Genomic DNA, 16,920 nt, shown 5'->3' with positions numbered 1-16,920 from the left:
GCGACCCGGGGGCCTCCGTCACGTGGACGGAGGCCCCCGGGGCTGGTGGTGCCGAGGATCAGGCCGGTGGCGTCGGGATGAGATGCGGGGTGAAGCTGACCGCCGACGGGCTCACCTTCGCTGCCGCCATTCCTCCGGGGGCGGCGAACCGACGGTCCAGCGCGATGGTGGTGTTGTTCCGATTGCGGTACACCACCACGAACCCGAGCCCGCCGGAGTTCTCGATCGGCGCGATCGTGGGATCGGTGGCGCTGGTGGCTGCGGTCGGGTCTTCCGTGTTCACGTACAGGCGCAGCCACTCGCCCCAGGTGCCCGAGCCCTGCTCGGTCTCGTACACCCGGTAGACCTCGTTGTCGGTGCCCCGAGCGACGACGGCGATACGGCTCAGCGCCGGGTCGACGATCGCGGCCGGGGAACCAGCGGCGGTGAATGTGCCCACCGTCTGCCAGGTGGTCGGCCAGGCCCCGCCCAACTCCTGCTTCTTCATGACCAGCGAACCGTCGGCCGCGCGAGCCACCACACCGGTGCGGTAGCCCTGGTTGAGGAAGGCGGCAGGCACCCCGGTCACGTTCCCGCCCAGGTCGGTCCAACCGCTGAGGATGCCGTCGTTGGAGTAGACCGCGGTCTTGATGGTGCCGACGGTGGTGGTGGCGACCAACCGGACTCCGGTGTCGACCTTCACGACGGTGACGCTGCCCGCGAGGTCGACGTCACCCAGGCTCTTCCACGACGCACCCGTCCCCGATTGGCGGTAGTGCCACAGGCGACCATCGACGTCCACACCGAAGATCACGCTGGTGCCGTTGGGCAGGGTGGCCGCGACGGGCGGGGCGGCCATGGAGCCGCCGAGGCTCCCGTTGGACGCCCACGTCGCGGCGTTCGCCGTCGTCTGGGCGCCGGTCCACACCGTCCCGGTGGTGTGCAGGGCGCTGATCTGCACCTGCTTACTGGAGCCCAGCACGTTGAGCGTGGGCTGCCCGGTGAATGCCTCCGCGCCGAACAGGGGGACGTGTTGAACGGTGGTGTAGTCGTCGGGGTGTGCCTGGTGGATGACCCGCACCTGACCGATGTTGTCGGTGTGCGCGTAGACGATGGGCGCGAGCATGCCGACTTGGCTCGGCTCGCCCTGCGCCGCCGTCGAGCGAGAGAAGGTCTCGGTCGGCAGGAACGGCATCGGGTCGGCGTACCAGCCCTGCAGGTCGACCACGACGTGCACGGTCCCACTGCTGGCGTTCTTGATCCGGACTTTGCCCTCGGTGCCCAGTTTGGTCACCACGAGGCTGGACCGGGCGATGTGCGCGGCGGGGAAATTGGTCGTCGACGCGGTGTTCGCGGCGCTGCCCAGCGGCGTGACGGTGAAGAACCCGTCGACCGTCGGGGCGACCGCGTGCACGTTGAGGACGGCGGCGGCGATGCCGCGGGTCGGCAGGCCGTTGGTGCCCGCGACGGCGACATCGACGGTGCCGTTGGCGGGCACCGGCTGGGCGCCGGTGGGGAAACGGCTGTCGTACAGGGTGGTCGCCGGCACCGGGCGCAGGCCGGCGCCGGTGGTCGGGCTGCCCGTCCAGTAGCCCTGGACGGTGATGGCGACATGAACGGCCGGCCCGCGATTCTCCAACACCACCGAGCCGCCGCCGCCGGGATTCAGCTTGACGACCATTCCCATCGAGGTGGCGCCCTTGGCGTAGTCGATGCCGGTCTCCGCGACCGCGCTCGACCCGACGGTCAACCAGCCGTTACTGGTCGCACCGATCACCACGACGTCGAGCATCACCGCCGTGGCAGTGCTGGGCACCAGCCCACCGCCGGAGATGTTCGCGGTACGCGTTCCACGGGTGGGCATCATGCCGGCGGTGATCCCCTGCCCGGTCCGACTGTCCACCACCCGGGTGTGGTTCACCGGCACGAAGCCCGAGCCGGTGCTCCCGGTGGCGGTCGTGAAGTAGCCCACCAGGTCCACCCGGATGTGAACGTTGCCGCCCGCGTTGTGCACGGCGAGCTTGCCGTTCGTACCGGGCTTGACCACCGCCGAGTTGGTCATGACCTCACCGATCGAGGCGTTCATGGCCGAAGCGCCCCGGTCCGTCAGGTCCGGGTAGATGGACAGGAACGTGTTGGCGGTCGGGTAGATCGCCGTCACGTCGACCATCAACGCGCTGACCCCGCTGCTCGGGATACCACCGATGCCGACGGCGTTGAACGTGGTGACGGACTTGGCGCCCCGAACACCGGTAGTGCCGCCGGTGCCGTCCCGGGTGTCCAGCAGGGCGATGCTGTCGATCGGCACGAAGTCACCACCCCTGCCGGCGGCGTCCGCGGAAGCCTTCAGCGGCACGACGAGGGTAGCCGCGGCCGCGACAAGGGTCATGATGAGCGTCTTGACAGTCAAACTCTGCACCGACAGAACTCGGACAGATCTCAAATTATCAGCCTCCGGTTAGTAAGAGTTGACCCGGCAGCGAATTATCTGCGCGCGGTCGGCAAGATTAACGGTCAAATTGTTGCGGCAGCGCGCCACTATTCCACAACTCATCCAATGTCCGGAAGAGCTCAGCACCCTTACGTTCCAGCGCCTTCCGCTCGTCGCGAGACATATGGCTCAATGGGTCATTGAAACGAAGTCCATCGGGACGAGGACCGACCGAGCCGTGATAACGCCGACAGGACGTACACCATGTATAACTAATAATCGTCGGCCTGCCCTGGCGGTCAGAACCGTACATGTACGTTCTGACTCCCTGGTTACCACAAGCTGGGCACATCCGCTCCACTGGCTGATCCACGAAGCGTGGCCCCGCAGCCAGCGCCTGAACCTCAGCTGCGTCGAACACTCGCATGGGTCAATTGCCTCTCGTTCGAGCACGAAACTTATCCAACATCCGCCTACCATACGCCTCGGCCGCTTCCTCAAAACCGAGCGCACCCTTAGTCCGATGATGGTAAATCTCGTGGAAGACCGTAGTGACGGCCTCGTCCATATCTCTCAAACCAAGGTCCGAAATCTGGATCAAGGGCTTCCCTGTGGCACCCAATTCTGGAACACCATTAATATGAGGACTATTGCCGAAAGCGAGGCCGCCGTCCGGCTGCAAGATTTCGGGCACACGTTCGACATCGTATTTCCGCACACTCATGCCAGCCCGACCGAGGCTCCTCTTGAGCTGGTCGACCGTGACTGCGGCACCATTCCGCCCGCCGGGAAAGCTCTGCGACAAACCGCGGAACGGTCCTGCCTGAACGGCACGGCCAGCGGAAGTCAGCAGACCGCGGGCTTCTCCGATACCTGCGCCCAGCGCCTTGCTACCCGCTGACTGGAGACCCCCGCTTAGCCCACGGATACCGGCACCCAGCGCCTGGCCCGCGATGGAGCCGAGCGCACCGCCAGCAGCACCGAACAGACCGCCCATGGCAGTGGTGCCGGCGAGGTCCCAGCCGCGCTTGCCGTTCATGTAACCGGTGACCGCCGAGCCGACCGCGCCGGCGAGCGCCCCGCAGGCCACCGCTCCGACACCGGTCCAGCCGATGGCCGCGCCGCAGCCCAGGCCGACGACGGCACCGACGGCGAAGCCGGCGATTTCGGCGGCGTGATCCTCGACGAACTGGGTCGCCTTGTCCCACATCTTCTCGGCGCCCTCGACGAGCGGCGCCAACTTCTGTGCGGCCGCCAGCCAAAGGTTCTGTTTGAACTTCTGTGGGTCCTGGATGGCCATTGTGGTGACCGCGACGACGCTCGCCGCCATCTTGAATCCGGTGGACACCACCTTGCCGAGCGCCATGAGCGGCTTTGTCAGGGCCTGGATCACCGGCAGCTTGGTGAACTTGACCGCTTGTTTGATGGCCGACTTCGCGGCGGCGGTCACCGCGACCTTCGCCTGATGGATGCGTTGGGCGACGACCTTGGCCTGTTGTTTCGCCCAGTCGGCGGCGCGGGCCAGCTGGTTGTACCCGCTCCGGAGTGCGTTGCCGACGGTCTTGACCGCGTTCACGGCCTTGTTGGCGATCCACTTCGCGCTTTCGGAGATCACCCGGCCGACCGCCTTGATACCGGACCAGGCGTAGTGAACGGCGGTGGACACGAAGTTCCTGGCGTAGTTGAACGCCGTGCTTGCGCCACTGACGACGTGGGAGACGGTGTTGCTCACCGCACTCGCGGCCCGCTTCACCCAGCGCGGCCAGTGGCCGTCCGGGTCGTCGAAGTCCAGCGGGGCGCCAGCACCGTAGGTGTAGCGGTTGGCCAGGATCGAGTCGCCGGAGGTGTAGTTGACGCTGTCCCGCGAGGTGAACGTGCCGGTGCCGGGCTGGTACCAGCGGGCGCCCATGTCGACCTGCCCAGTGTCCGGGTCGGTCCAGTCGCCCTGGAAGCCCAGCCGGCCGGTGCTGCCGGTGCTGGTCACCTTCTTGCCGAACGGGTCGTACGCGGTGGAGTCGTTCAGCGTGGACAGTTGGGTGTCGGCCGGATTGATGGCCGCCACCACGTCGCCGTGGGCGTCGGTCAGCGACAGCCGCTTGTTGGCGGCCTGGGCGGTGGCGAGCAGCTCGTCGTTCGGGCCGCGGCCGTAGTACTCGACCCCGTCGTGCACCACCTCGTCGCCCAGACCGGCGTAGACGAACGAGTTGCCGGTGCGAGACGCCAACCGGTCCAGGCCGTCGTAGGTGTAGGTCTGGTCCTGCGCCCCGGTGAGCCGGTCGAAGGCGTCGAACGAGAACTGTTCGGCCAGGCCCGAGCTGGTGCGGGTCCGCAGGGTGCCCCGTGGCGTGTACGCGTAGGTGTAGTCGCCGTCGGAGAGCAGCCGGTTGCGTTCGTCGAAGGTCGCGGTCTTGGACCCGGCCTGGACCCGGTTGCCGCTGGCGTCCCAGGCGTACGTGACGGTCCCGGCCGGGCTGATCCAGGAGATCAGCCGGCCGGCCTTGTCGTAGTCGTAGGTGTTGGCGCCGGCGCCGGCGGTGCCGGTGGTGTTCTTACTGGTGAGGTGGCCGTTGAGGTCGAAGCCGTAGGTGACCGAGGCGACCGTCTGGCCAGCCGCGTTGCGGAGCACGTCACTGGCGACCCGCCCGTAGTCGTCGTACCCGAAGGTGCGGACGCGGCCGGCGCCGTAGTCGACGGTCTTGACGTCACCGGCGGCGTCGTAGTCCAGCTTCTGCTGCTGGCCGGTGATGCTGTCGGTGAGCGTGTCGAGGCGACCCTTGACGTAGCCGAAGGTGGCCGTGCCGGTCAGGTCGGTGCGGCTGGTCACCCGGCCGTCGTCGTTGTAGTCGAAGCTCGCCGTGCCGGACGGGCCGGCGGTGGACAGCAGCCCACCCCGGTCGTTCCAGCTGTAGGTGTTGCTGCCACCGGGGGCGTTGACGCTGGTCAACCGGCCGTCCTGGTCGTAGTCCAGGGTCCGGGTCGCGGTCGGGGTGTCACCCCCGGAACCGGTCTCCACGGTCAGTCGACCGGCCGCGTCGTAGGTTCGCGTGCGGCTCACCCCACCCGGGGCGCTGAGTCGCACCGCGTTGCCGTCGGCGTCGTACGCGACGGTCCAGGTTCGGTCCGCGGCGGCCGGGTGGCTCGCCGTGGACGGCTCGATCGCCGACTCCGGCAGACCCAACGTGTTGTACGTGTAGATGGTGGAGTTGTTGCGGCCGTCGGTGTAGCGGGTCCGGTTACCGGCGGCGTCGTACCCGAACGTGGTGGTGATCGGGTCGGCGTCGGTCGGCTCGACCTGCTTGACGAGTTGGTCCGCCGCGTCGTACTCGTAGGTGGTGACGGTGTTGTAGGGGTCCTTCGACGAGGTCATGTTGCCGGCCACGTCGTAGCCGTAGCTCTGGGTGCGCAGGACCGTGCCGTCAGCCTTGAGATTGAGGGTGCTGACCCGGTTGCCGAACTGGTCGTACCCGATCCGGGTGGTGCGGCCGAGGCCGTCGGAGACCCGGACCTGGCGGCCGGCGAAGTCGTAGCCGAAGATCGTGGCCTCGCCGGTCGGCGCGGTGCTGCGGGTGATGTCGCCGGCCCCGTTGAAGGTGTTGACCGTGGTCGCCCCGGTCGGGGACGCCGTCGAGGTCAGGTTGCCCGCGTCGTCGTAGGCGAGCTTGCTGACCAGGTTGCGGGTGGTCGGCCGACGCTCGACGATGGTCTGGGTGACCTGCCGGTCGAGGTCGTCGTAGGTCGACTCGACCCGGGCGCCGGTCGGGCCGGTGACCGAGAGGACCTCACCGGTGCGGGTGTAGGTGTAGCGGGTGAGCGCCCGGTCGTCGTTGGTCTTCGACGGTTCGTCCCGGACGGTCAACCGGTTGAGCTGGTCGTAGGTGTAGCTGGTGGTGCCCGCCGGGTCGGTCTCCTCGAGCACGTTGCCCAGGGCGTCGTAGCGGCGCTTGTGCTCCGGGGTGACCGGCTGGGTCACCCCGGGTGCCTGGTACGTCGGCGCGAGGCTACGCACCACCCGGCCGAGCTTGTCGTACTCGGAGGTGGAAACCCGGCCGAGCGGGTCCTTGACCGCGACCTGCTCACCGAAGGTGTTGTAGCCGACCGTGCTGGTCGGGTTGGTGGGTACGGCCGCGGTGCCGTCGCTCTCGGCGAGGACGGTCGGGCCGCTCTGCCCAATCTGGCGGCCCAGCTCGTCATAGCGGAAGGTGCTGGTGTACGTCGCCTTGTCGGCGCCGCTGACGTTGCCGCGCGGGTCGGTGACCGAGGTGCGCAGACCGCGCTTGTCGTACGTGTAGCTGGTCACCCGGGTGGCGCTGCCGGCGGTGACCTTCTCGGTGAGGACGTTGCCGGCGTCGTCGTAGGTGTAGTCGACGACTTCGGAGGTGGCCAGTACCTCCCAGTTCAGGTTCGACGGGTTGCCGGTCCGGACGGTCTGAGTGACGTTGCCGTTGAGGTCGTAGGTGAAGCTGTTGGTGCGGCGCACCCCGGTCGGGTCCAGCACGGTGCTCTTCACCTTGCCGGTCTTGTCCGGCGTGTGGTCGGTGATCTGGGTGCCGTTGGCGCCGACCTTGCGGGTCACGTTGCCGGCGCCGTCGTAGGTGTTCTCCTCGACGACGTAGTCCCGCTTCGTGCCGTCGGGATTGCGGAAGTCCTTCAGGGTGATCTTGTGGAGCAGGTCGTCGCGGTAGTACTGGTACTCCAGCCGCCGGCCCATCGCGTCGGTGTCGCTGGCCAGCCGACCGGCGAAGTCGTACGAGTAGGAGTGCAGGACCAGGTAGTCACCGGTCCCGGGGCCGGGGGTACCGGCCGGGTCGCTGCGCCAGTCCCGCAGCCGCACCTCGGCCACCTTGTTCTGCGCGGTGTACGCCCAGTCGTAGCGGTTGCCGTTGGCGTCGGTCATAGTCGTCTTGTTGCCGAACCGGTCGTAGCCGTAGCTGGTCTCGTTGCCCTCCGGGTCGACGACCCGGACCGGCCGGCCCTCGTCGTCGTAATCGGTGCTGGTGACCCGCTCGGGATCACCGCCGAGCAGGTCGGAGACGGTGACCTTGGTCGGGTTGCCGTCGGCGTCGTACTCGTTGACCGTCCGGCTCTGGTGCTGCTTAGCGGAGACCGCGTCGGTGGTGACCGGGCCGGTGACGGTGGCGACCCGTGAGTGCGCGTCGTAGGTGATCGTGGTGGTGACACCCGAGGGATAGGTGTCGGAGGTGACCTTCTCGCTGATCCGACGGCCGAGCGCGTCGTAGGTGTACTCGGTCACCAGCCCGGACGGCTCGGTCACCTTGTACAGGTCACCGTTGGTGTAGTACGCGTACCGCGTCACCTTGCCGCGCCCGTCGGTGCTGCTGGCCAACAACCCGGACGGCGAGATGCCGTTGATGCCGGCCTCGGCGCCGGTGGTGTAGGTGTGGCTGACCGTGCTGCCGTCGGGGTTGGTCTGGCTGAGCAGCTGACCCGTGCGGTGGTACGAGAAGGTGGTCCGGTAGTTGGTGTCGGTCGGACCGCTGGAGCGGCCGTCGCGCTGCTCGACGGCCAGGTCGACCCGGGGATCGAACGGGTCGGTGATGGTGGTCGAGTAGGTGTAGTAGTTCGTGAAGCACTGCGTCGGCGTACGGCAACTCTTGCGGGTGGCGAGACGACCCTTGCTGTCGTACGTCATCTCCACCGTGTCACCGTTCTCATTGGTGACCTTGCTCTGCTGACCGTCCTCGTTGTAGGAGAAGGAGCGGATGGCCATGCCGTCCAACGGGTGGCGCACGAAGATCGGCCCACCGGCGTCGCCGGGGATGACGGTGCAGAAGGCGGGGTCGTTCGGGTCGGGCTGGGTGCAGACCTCCGTCGGCGGCGGGCTCGGCGGCGGGCTGGTCTGCCCGGGTCGGTCCTCCTCGCGGGTCTCCAGTCCGAGCGGGGTGCCGGAGCGCAGCAGCTGACCGGCGAGCGCGTCGTACTCGTACAGGTAGGGGCGGTTGGCCGGGTCGAGGACCTGGACGCTGCGCCGCAGGTCGGTGTCGCCGCCGTAGACCGTGGGCTGGCCCACCTTCCAGGTGCCGCCGTTGTCGTCGGTGTACTCCTTGACCCGGTCGGTGGCGGTGTCGTACTCGACCTCGGTGGCGACCCGGCCGCTGGGCAGGGTGACCCGGGTCAGCTGCTGGGCGGCCGGCTTCGCGTACTGGAAGTGCGCCTTGGCCGTGTCCGGGCCGATCGGTCGCGAGTAGACGGCGACCTCGTCGATCGTGCCGGCGAAGTAGCGCTGGGCGGTGCCGCCCCAGGCCGGCCACGAACTGGGTGCGGTCGCCGACGCGAGGCCGACCTGGTTGAAGGTCAGCAGCGAGTGCTCGATCGGCTGCCCCGCCAGGTCACCGACCTTGACCCCGTCGAGGTACATGGTCTGGGTGTTGGCCATCGCGGAGAGCACCACGTGGTGCCACTTGTTGTCGTTGACCGTGATGCCCGAGGTGATCGGTGCGATCGTGCCGGTGGCGAACTGGCCGCGCAGCTTGCCGTCGGTGCCGGTGTAGAGCAGCGGGACGCCGCTGGTGGCGGCGGTACCGACGGCCTTGTCCTGGTAGCCGATGAGCGGGCCACCGGTCTGGGTCAGGCCGATCTTGAACCACAGCTCGACGGAGATGTCGCGGCTCTTCTTGACCAGGCCCTTGGGCAGTTCGAGGTAGGCCGAGGTGCCGTTGAAGGCGGCGGCCGTGCCGCTGGTGCCCTCCAGCACGCCGGGCTGGCCCAGGGTGACGTTGTTGCGGTACGTGCCGGCGTCCTTGCCCAGGTTGATCGCCACGTCGCTGGCCGCGCCGGTGCCCTCGGCCTCGCCAAGGTGGTAGTACGAGTCGGGCTTGGCGTCGAGAACGGCGGTGCGGTAGTGCGAACCGGCCGCGTAGTCGTAGTTGGTGCAGGCGGACTCCGGGCCGCAGACCTTGGTCAGTAGATCACCGTTGTAGGTGTAGTTCCAGGTCAGCTTCGCGCCGTTGACCTGGTCGGTGCTGACCGTGGCGATGTGGTTGCCGTTCCACGTGAAGGTCAGCGAACGGCCGGCCGTGTTGGTCTGGCTGTTGGCGACCTGGGCCCGGGCGAGCTTGCCGGTCATCGGGTCGAGGGTCAGGTTGACCGAGTGCCCGGAGTTGTCGGTGATCTTCTGGAGTTTGTTGAGCAGGGAGAACTGGTAGGTGCTGCCGGAACGGTCGACCAGCTTCCAGTTGCTGCTGTCGACGGTGAGCTTCGCGACCCGGCCCGGCGGCGGCGCGTACGTGCCGTCCGGGTTCTTGCCGAACCGCACCTCCTGACCGTCCGGGTAGCGGACCACCACGTTGCCGGTGCCGTCGTTGTCGGGGACCAGCGTCATGTCGTACCGGCTGGACCAGCCGGCGCCGAAGACGCCGGTCGTCCGGGGGTCGAGGCTGTTGTAGGTGCGGACCAGGTTCAGTTCCGGCCCGACGGTCACCACGGTGGCGTCCACGGCGGAGGTGGCGAAGTTGCCGGTCTGAGCGTCGAACTCGCGGCCCTGCTCGGCGTTGGGCGAGGTGGCGATCCGGGACAGCAGGTCCGGTTGTGGCACCGAGCTGAGCATGGTCGAGTACGGCGAGATGACCTCGTTGGCGCTGTCCTTGACGAAGGAGCGCCACAGGTAGCTCTTGCCCCAGAACATCCGGCCGGCGGGCACCACCCAGGACTGCTTGGCCTGGTAGCCGGAGTTGGTGCAGTTGGTCGCCGCACCGGCGTCGGTGCGGTCGCAGATCTCGAACTTGAAGGACAGGGTGGCGCCGGGTGCGGCGTCGGTGTCCACGGCCCGGGCCCAGAGCAACGGGGTGAGCGTCGGCGCCTGGTAACCGTTCTGTGGGTAGAGCTCCTGCACCACCGGCGGAACGTCGAAGACCTGGAGCACGATCCGACCGGGTGGCACCTGGTGGTCGGTGAAGACCGCTCCACCGGTACGCACCATGGTGAAGTCGAGGAAGTAGGAACCCGGCTCCAACCGTTTGACGGTCGCGTCGAGGGTGACCTTCGCGCCACGGGCCAGGGTGGACGGGAGGTTGGCCGCCCGCTGCTGGGTCACCGCGGCGCCGGTCTGCGCGTTGTAGACCCGGTAGGCGAGGTAGTAGTTGGCCGGCGTCCAGGCCTCGGCGCCGAGGTTGGTGACGGTCACCTTCACCTTGCCGTCCTGGTTACGCAGGACGGCCGGCTCCGGGGTGGGCTTCGGGATCGCGTACCCGGCGTTGTACGGGCTGTGCGTGACGTAGAGCGCCGGCGGGTTGGCCGTGCCGGTACCGGCGAACTTCTTCCACGCCGAGGTATCGGTGGTGGACGCGCGCAGCGAGAGACCGTTGTTGGCCTGCTGGCCGTTGACCCAGCGCTGCACGAGGTTGCGGCCGCCGGCGCCGAGGTCGAACATCTCCCCGGCGGCCGGGCACGCGGACTGGGACTGGCCGAGAGCGACGTACCCGTGGGCGAACGAGCGGCTGACCAGCGCGCTACCCACCGACGGCCCCGGGTACGAGTAGCCGGTGCCGGCCGACCACGACCCGGTGACCGGGTGGACGGTGACCGCGCGTGCCTTGCAGGAGGCCGCGTCGAAGTTGACCGCCGAGAGCGCCGCCCCGTGGATGGTGTGGTTCTGGAGTCGGCTGACCAGGTTGCCGAACTTGAGGTAGGCCGCCGCGTTGGACCCGCCGGAGCGACCGACGAGCAACTCGCTGCTGCCCGACGTGGAGCTGCTGCCGTGCACGTACATGCTGCTGTCGGCGTTGATCGCAGCGACCGGCGGGCCGACGGTCGGGTCGACCTCGACCGGGTACCGCCGGGCCGGGTCGGTCAGCCAGGCCCGGTCGGGGGTGACCTTCAGCGCCGTCTGCCCACCGGTGGTGACCAGCTCGTACGCGACCTTGGTGGAGGTGGCGGGACCGGCCGTGCCGGAGCCTGCGTCCACCATGTAGCCCGCCGGGATGACCCCGCGTTGGCGCCCGTCCCGGTCACTGAGGACCACCTGACCGTCGACCAGCTTCGCGGTGAGGTTGCGCAGGCTCAACGGGAACACGTACGACGCGGGCGCCTTGGCCGAGTGCAGGACCAGGGTTTCCTTCACGCCACCGGCCCGAGGCTCCAGGCGCAGGTCGACGTCGGGGCGTACGCCGGGGTAGGTGACGGCGTTGCCGTCCACCCGGCCCGGCGCGTTGGACGCCTCGGCCAGACCGAACCCGAACTCGGTGTCGACGTCGAAGCTCAGCCGGGCCAACTGACTCGCGGCGCCGTTGCCGGCGAGGTGCAGACCGACCGAGTCGGCGGCGGTCCCCCACCCGTCGGCGTTCGGTACCAGGGCGTGGTCGATGGGTGCCCAGGTGCCGTCCGGCTTGCGGTAGTTGATCGGGGCGGAGGAGAACTCGGTGGTCTGGGTGCCGTCGGCGTTGTCGAACACCCGCTGGTTGACGTCGCGCTCGGCCGGCCGTTCCCGGCTGGTCCGCTTGTCGAAGCCGCGGGCATCGTCGACGGGTGCGGTCGCCACGGACGCCTTGTTGCGCCCCGGGGCGGCCTTGTCGGGGAGCTTGTGCAGCGGGTACTGCCCGCGCAGCGACTTCGGCAGGTCACGGTTGGGGCGTCCGGACGTCACGTGCGCCCTGCCCGCCGCCGAGCCCCATGCCTGGGTCGGCTTCTTGCCGCCGCCCTGGACGGTGGAGGTGGCACCGTCGCGGTCCCGGGCACCGCCCGCCGGCAGCGCGGTCACCCCGCTGCCGCCCAGGTTGAGCATCAGCACGCCGGCCAGGGCGGCCGCCAGGACGGACCGGGTGGTGCCGGAGCCGAACACCGAGCGTTGCCGGGGTAACCGACCACGCAGATCGGTCAGCCGACCGCGCGGGTCGGGCAGACGCCGAATGCTGAAGGACATGGTCACCCCTGGATCGAGGACGGGCTGAGAGGCGGAGAGAGGCGAGCAGGGCCGCGCGACCGGCGACGGTCACGAACCCGGGTGTGAGCGCCGTTTCCTGCACGGGCACGGCGGTGCGGCGGTGCGGCGTCAACCCATCGGTCGACGGAAATGTCAGGAGAAACGAAGAGGCAGATCGGGTGGGCGGAAGTCACGTCGGAACGGTTCGCCCAACAAATTCGGTATCGCCTCGGCACGGCAAAATGCCGCCAGGTTCGCGGTCACAGCTTCACACCCCCGTGTGCTGCTACTTGTCGATATGCCGCTGTAGGTTGCAGCACGCCCAATCGGCTGTCAAGCCACAGTGGAGACGGACTGGCTCATTAGCGCTACGACCTGGGACGATTACTTTCCGTCAAGACTCCGGGCATTTGAAGGCTTAAGTCCGTTTACTGCTTGCTCCGACCCCCTCCCGGCCGTCCATCGTGGATGCTCCCGGAGCCCACGATCCGGACCGCGCTCCCGCGCTTGGCAGGCGACCCGTGGTCGTGCATGATGGGCCGCGACCGTGGCGGATGAATTACGCGCCGAGCACCGTACGTTCATTGTGAATTTGCCGGGAACTGCACGGCGGCTGATTCACTACGGTCGTTTTATTTATTCTCGGGGGAGGATGACACAAACGTGTCCCAGTTGACCAAAGAATCCACACCACGGACGCCTTCTCGGCGTCGATCGCTGGCGTTGGCCGCCGCGGCGCTCATCGGCGCTGCCGGCCTCGTGGCGCCGCTGCCGGCGTCTCCCGCGCAGGCGGCCACCGACGCCTTCAGCTGCACCGGAGCGGCGGCGTTCCTCAACTCGACCACGACCGGCACGGTCGTCCGCCGCCAGTACAGCACCCCGGGTCGGGACGGCGGCGTCTTCACCGCCGCCACCACCATCGGACCGAGTGGCTGGCAGACGTTCGGCCGATTGCTGGGCGGGCCCGACGGGCGGGTCTACGGCATCAACTCGACCGGGCTCAACCGCTACCGATGGACGGGCAGCGTCTGGGAAACCGTCGACGGTAAGCAGAGCTGGATCATCAGTACGAGCTTCACGAACTACGCGACGGCCAGTTTCCGTGACAAGATCACTGTGGACCAGATCGGCGACTTCTACGCCGTCGACGCCCAGGGCAAACTGCGCTGGTACCGGTTCGACGAGCCGACGCGGACGTGGACCATCAACGGGCGCGTCATCGACACCGGATGGGACCGGTACAACCTGATCGTGGCCGGCGCCCCCGGCACCCTCTATGCCCGAGCGTCCGATGGCAAGCTTTACCGACACCGCTTCGACCCGGCGAGCCAGCGGTGGCTCCTCCGTGACCGCCTGGTTGGTTCGAGCGGCTGGCAGGCATTCACCAAGGGACTCTTCTCCGCCGGCGGCGACACGCTCTTCGGCATCCAGACCGACGGCGACCTGTTCCAGTACCGCTTCCGCGAGGACAACCTGTCCTGGGCGCTGACCGCCGACCAGATCGGCACGGGCTGGGCCGGCTTCCCGAACGTCTTCACCACCACCAACACCTGTCGGCAGGGGGCGATCACCAGCCCCGCGCTGCCCGCCGCTCCGGTGCAACAGAACGCTCCGTTGGCGATCGTGCAGGCTCCGGCCGCCGGCACCGCGCTCGGCAGCCTCGAGATCGCCTACACCGACAACATCGGTCAGCTGCGGCACGGACGCGCGAACCCGGACTCACTGTTTTCGATCCAGTGGTCACCGGTGCCCGGCACCGAGGCGTACACCGGTAAGCCGTCGCTGGTCTCGGACGCCCAGAGCCGGGTCACCATCGTTGCCCACGAGACCACCAGCAACGTGGGTTCGTTGACCCAGAAGACGCCGGCCATGCCGGACTGGAACCCGTGGCTCGCCCTCGGCGGGGCGATGCGCTCGGAGCCGACCGCCGTCCGGCTCTCCGACGACACCCGCGCGGTGTTCGCCCTGGACGCCGAGGGCGCACTGTGGAACCGCCGGCAGGACGGCACGGCCGGAGATCTGCTTCCGTGGACGCCGCTCGGTGGCGCCGGCCTGACCGGTACGCCGGTCGCCGTGCCGGGCGCGGACGGCACGGCCACACTCCTGGTGGCCAACGCGGCCGGCACCCTGCAGGCTGCCACGTACAAGGGTGGCGCGCTGACCTCCGCCTGGGCGGGGCTGGGTGGCGCGGGCTTCGTGGACACGCCGAGCGCGGTGACACTGCCCGGCCGTCGCCTGATGGTGTTCGCCCGACACACCGACGGCGCGGTCAAGAGCCAGTTGCAGAACATCGACGGCACCTGGCCGGGCACCTGGAACGCGGTGGGAGACAGCGGCATCACGCCGGTCGGCTCCCCGACCGCCGTCCTGAGCCCCAACACCGGCCGCATCTCGGTGTTCACCCGGACGTCCGACAACACCATCCAGCACAGCCGACAGACCGCCGCGGGCTCGACCGCGTGGGGCAACTGGGCCACGGCGACGGTACCGGACGAGACCTATCCGACCGACCCGACGGCATTCGTCTTCCAGAACTCCAGTGGCATCCGACTCGGGTTCGTGAGCCGTACCGCCAACGGTTCGGTTCGGCTCTACGACACCGACGAGTCGGCTGCCTCGCTCGCCACCCGGGCCGCGGCAGCTACGGGCATCTCGTTCACCAGGCAGGAGATCGCGCAGCCGCGCGACAACTGACCACGATCGGGCCGGCGGCCGTCGGGGCGACACGCCCCGACGGCCGCCTCGGCTAAGGGGGGCAGCGACTGACGCCGCGACGGCGCCCGGTGTGGCGGGTCAACGGGGTCACCGTCCGGTCCGTGCCGTCGTAGCTGCGGGCGGCGTCGAAGTCGCCCGTCGGGCGCTGCCCACCGGCGACGGCACGAGCCAGCCGCAGGTCCGCGGTGCGGAACCGCAGGGCCAGGCTCAGGTGCGGCACCCACGCGTCGGGCGCGTGCCACGGGCGGTGTCCGTCGGCCTCGGCGAGCACGTCCCAGACGGCGGCGTGCAGCGCGGTCAGCGCCGGGGTGGGTCGGACGAGCCAGACCAGTGGGGCGCTGCCGTCGAGGACGACGACCCGGTCGAGCGTCACCGGCACCGGCAGCGCGGCGTCGAACAGGTCGGCCAGGCGGTGCTCGACCCCCGGCGGGAACTCGTCGACGGCGGCGAGGGTGAGGTGCGGCTGGTTGGTGGGGTGGATGTTGCGGGCCAGGCTGGGCAACCCGGCGGCGGCCAACCGACCCCAGACCGCCCGGACCGCGACCTCCAGTCCGGGCGAGCAGACCAGCTCCACCGTACGCACGCGCCCACGCTAGCCGGACGGTCCCGCCGCCCCCCGCAGACCGGGACCGAGCCACACGTTCAGACCGGGTGGCGGCGGGAAGTGGCCCCGCCCGACACCGGGTTGACCTCACCCGCGATCCGGGCGCGGTGGGTCAGGTCGAAGATGGCGACGACGGTGATGGTGGCCGCACCCAGCAGGCCCACCGCCAGCGGCGGGAGTTGCGCCGCAACCGGGCTCAGGATCAGGCACGCCACCACGGCCGCGAGGCAGTGCCTCGTCAGGCGGCCGAACACCCAGATCTCGAAGATCATCCGCCCGATGAGGAAGGTCAGCGGCCCGACCAGGATCGCCACGACGTTGCCGGCCGACCGCTGCGCGTCGGGCTCCTTCAGCATCAGCTCGCCTCCGATGCCGGTGAGCAGGATGCCCGCCACCATCACCAGGTGGGTGTAGCTCGCCCGCAGGTTGAGCCGGTACGGGTCCACCGCGGTGTCGATCTTCACGGCGAGGCTGCTCGTGGTGCGATAGAAGTAGGTCCACCAGAGGAAGACCACCGTCCAGAAGGTGAGCAGAAACGCGGTGGTGTCCGCCAGGTCCCGCGCCGACAATCGGTAGAAGTTGCCGGTGGCCAGAATCGTCTCGCCGAGGGCCAGGATGATGAACTGCCGGTACCGCTCGTTGAGGTGTTCGCCCGAGAGGTGCCACTCGTTGGCCCGCGCCCGGCCGAGCCACGGCACCGGCCACCCCAGGACCGGCCCCGAGTAGTCGATCGCCAGGGCGCACGCCCACAGCAGGACCCGGGCTTCGCCGCCGCTGGCCGCCGCCCCGGCGAACCAGACCGTCGCGGACAGCAGATACCAGGCGATTCCCCGCACCGGCCGACGCCAGGCCGGGGTGCCGCGCAGGTAGAGGGCCATGACCAGGGTACGGCCGAGGTGGATCCCGAGGTACGCGCTCACGAAGACGAAGCCCTGATCACCGAAGGCGTCCGGAACGTTGATGGACATCAGCAGGCTGCCGAGCATCACGCAGATGATCAGGATCTGCACCGTGGGTCGTTCGCAGTCGAGGCTGTCGGTGGCCAGGTTGGTGTTGTACCAGATCCACCAGAAGGCGAGCAGGAAGATCACGGCCTGCGCGTCGGCGAGCAGGCTGGGCTCCTCGACCAGGGTCGCTGACAAGCGGCCGAGGGTGAAGATGAAGACGAGGTCGAAGAACAGCTCGACGGCACTGGAACGCACCGGGTCGACCGGACCCGCCGCGACTTTCCTGGGCATTTGTCCATCTTCGCAGCCGGGTGGGAGGCGAGGACTCGACTGCCTTTATTGATCAGCGTCCGTCCATTCACGCTCCGGG

The 16,920-nt window shown here is 68.8% G+C and carries 5 protein-coding genes; 1 reads left to right on the top strand and 4 read right to left on the bottom strand.

Annotation, left to right across the window (positions count from 1 at the left end):
• Positions 1 to 58 precede the first annotated feature (58 nt).
• Both AC5L30_RS27635 and AC5L30_RS27630 read right to left on the bottom strand, forming a co-directional pair.
• On the bottom strand, positions 59 to 2,368 hold the full coding sequence (locus AC5L30_RS27635; RefSeq protein WP_494870711.1) for a DUF8189 domain-containing protein: 2,310 nt from the start codon (positions 2,366 to 2,368) through the stop codon (positions 59 to 61).
• Between the two features lie 472 nt (positions 2,369 to 2,840).
• The gene (locus AC5L30_RS27630; RefSeq protein ID WP_494870709.1) at positions 2,841 to 12,284 is read right to left on the bottom strand and encodes a LamG-like jellyroll fold domain-containing protein; all 9,444 of its coding nucleotides are present in this window, start codon (positions 12,282 to 12,284) and stop codon (positions 2,841 to 2,843) included.
• A gap of 672 nt (positions 12,285 to 12,956) precedes the next feature.
• Between AC5L30_RS27630 and AC5L30_RS27625 the strand changes: the two genes are divergently transcribed.
• Positions 12,957 to 14,978 carry a tachylectin-related carbohydrate-binding protein gene (locus AC5L30_RS27625; protein ID WP_494870707.1) on the top strand — a complete coding sequence of 674 codons (2,022 nt, stop codon included), beginning with the start codon at positions 12,957 to 12,959 and terminating at the stop codon, positions 14,976 to 14,978.
• A gap of 52 nt (positions 14,979 to 15,030) precedes the next feature.
• Here AC5L30_RS27625 and AC5L30_RS27620 read toward each other — a convergent pair whose 3' ends face one another.
• Complete coding sequence (locus AC5L30_RS27620) at positions 15,031 to 15,582, bottom strand: 2'-5' RNA ligase family protein (RefSeq protein WP_494870705.1); 552 nt, start codon at positions 15,580 to 15,582, stop codon at positions 15,031 to 15,033.
• Between the two features lie 59 nt (positions 15,583 to 15,641).
• The gene (locus tag AC5L30_RS27615) at positions 15,642 to 16,841 is read right to left on the bottom strand and encodes a low temperature requirement protein A (RefSeq protein WP_494870703.1); all 1,200 of its coding nucleotides are present in this window, start codon (positions 16,839 to 16,841) and stop codon (positions 15,642 to 15,644) included.
• Between the last annotated feature and the right edge of the window lie 79 nt (positions 16,842 to 16,920).

It is taken from the genome of Micromonospora sp. BQ32 (assembly GCF_059358895.1).
The sequence above is the reverse complement of the archived record's forward strand: the minus strand, read 5'-3'. Positions and strand labels throughout refer to the sequence as shown.

Excerpts from the sequence above, each read along its gene's own strand:
- AC5L30_RS27635 (WP_494870711.1), bottom strand. The coding sequence starts at position 2,368 with ATGACCCTTGTCGCGGCCGCGGCTACCCTCGTCGTGCCGCTGAAGGCT.
- AC5L30_RS27630 (WP_494870709.1), bottom strand. The coding sequence starts at position 12,284 with ATGTCCTTCAGCATTCGGCGTCTGCCCGACCCGCGCGGTCGGCTGACC.
- AC5L30_RS27615 (WP_494870703.1), bottom strand. The coding sequence starts at position 16,841 with ATGCCCAGGAAAGTCGCGGCGGGTCCGGTCGACCCGGTGCGTTCCAGT.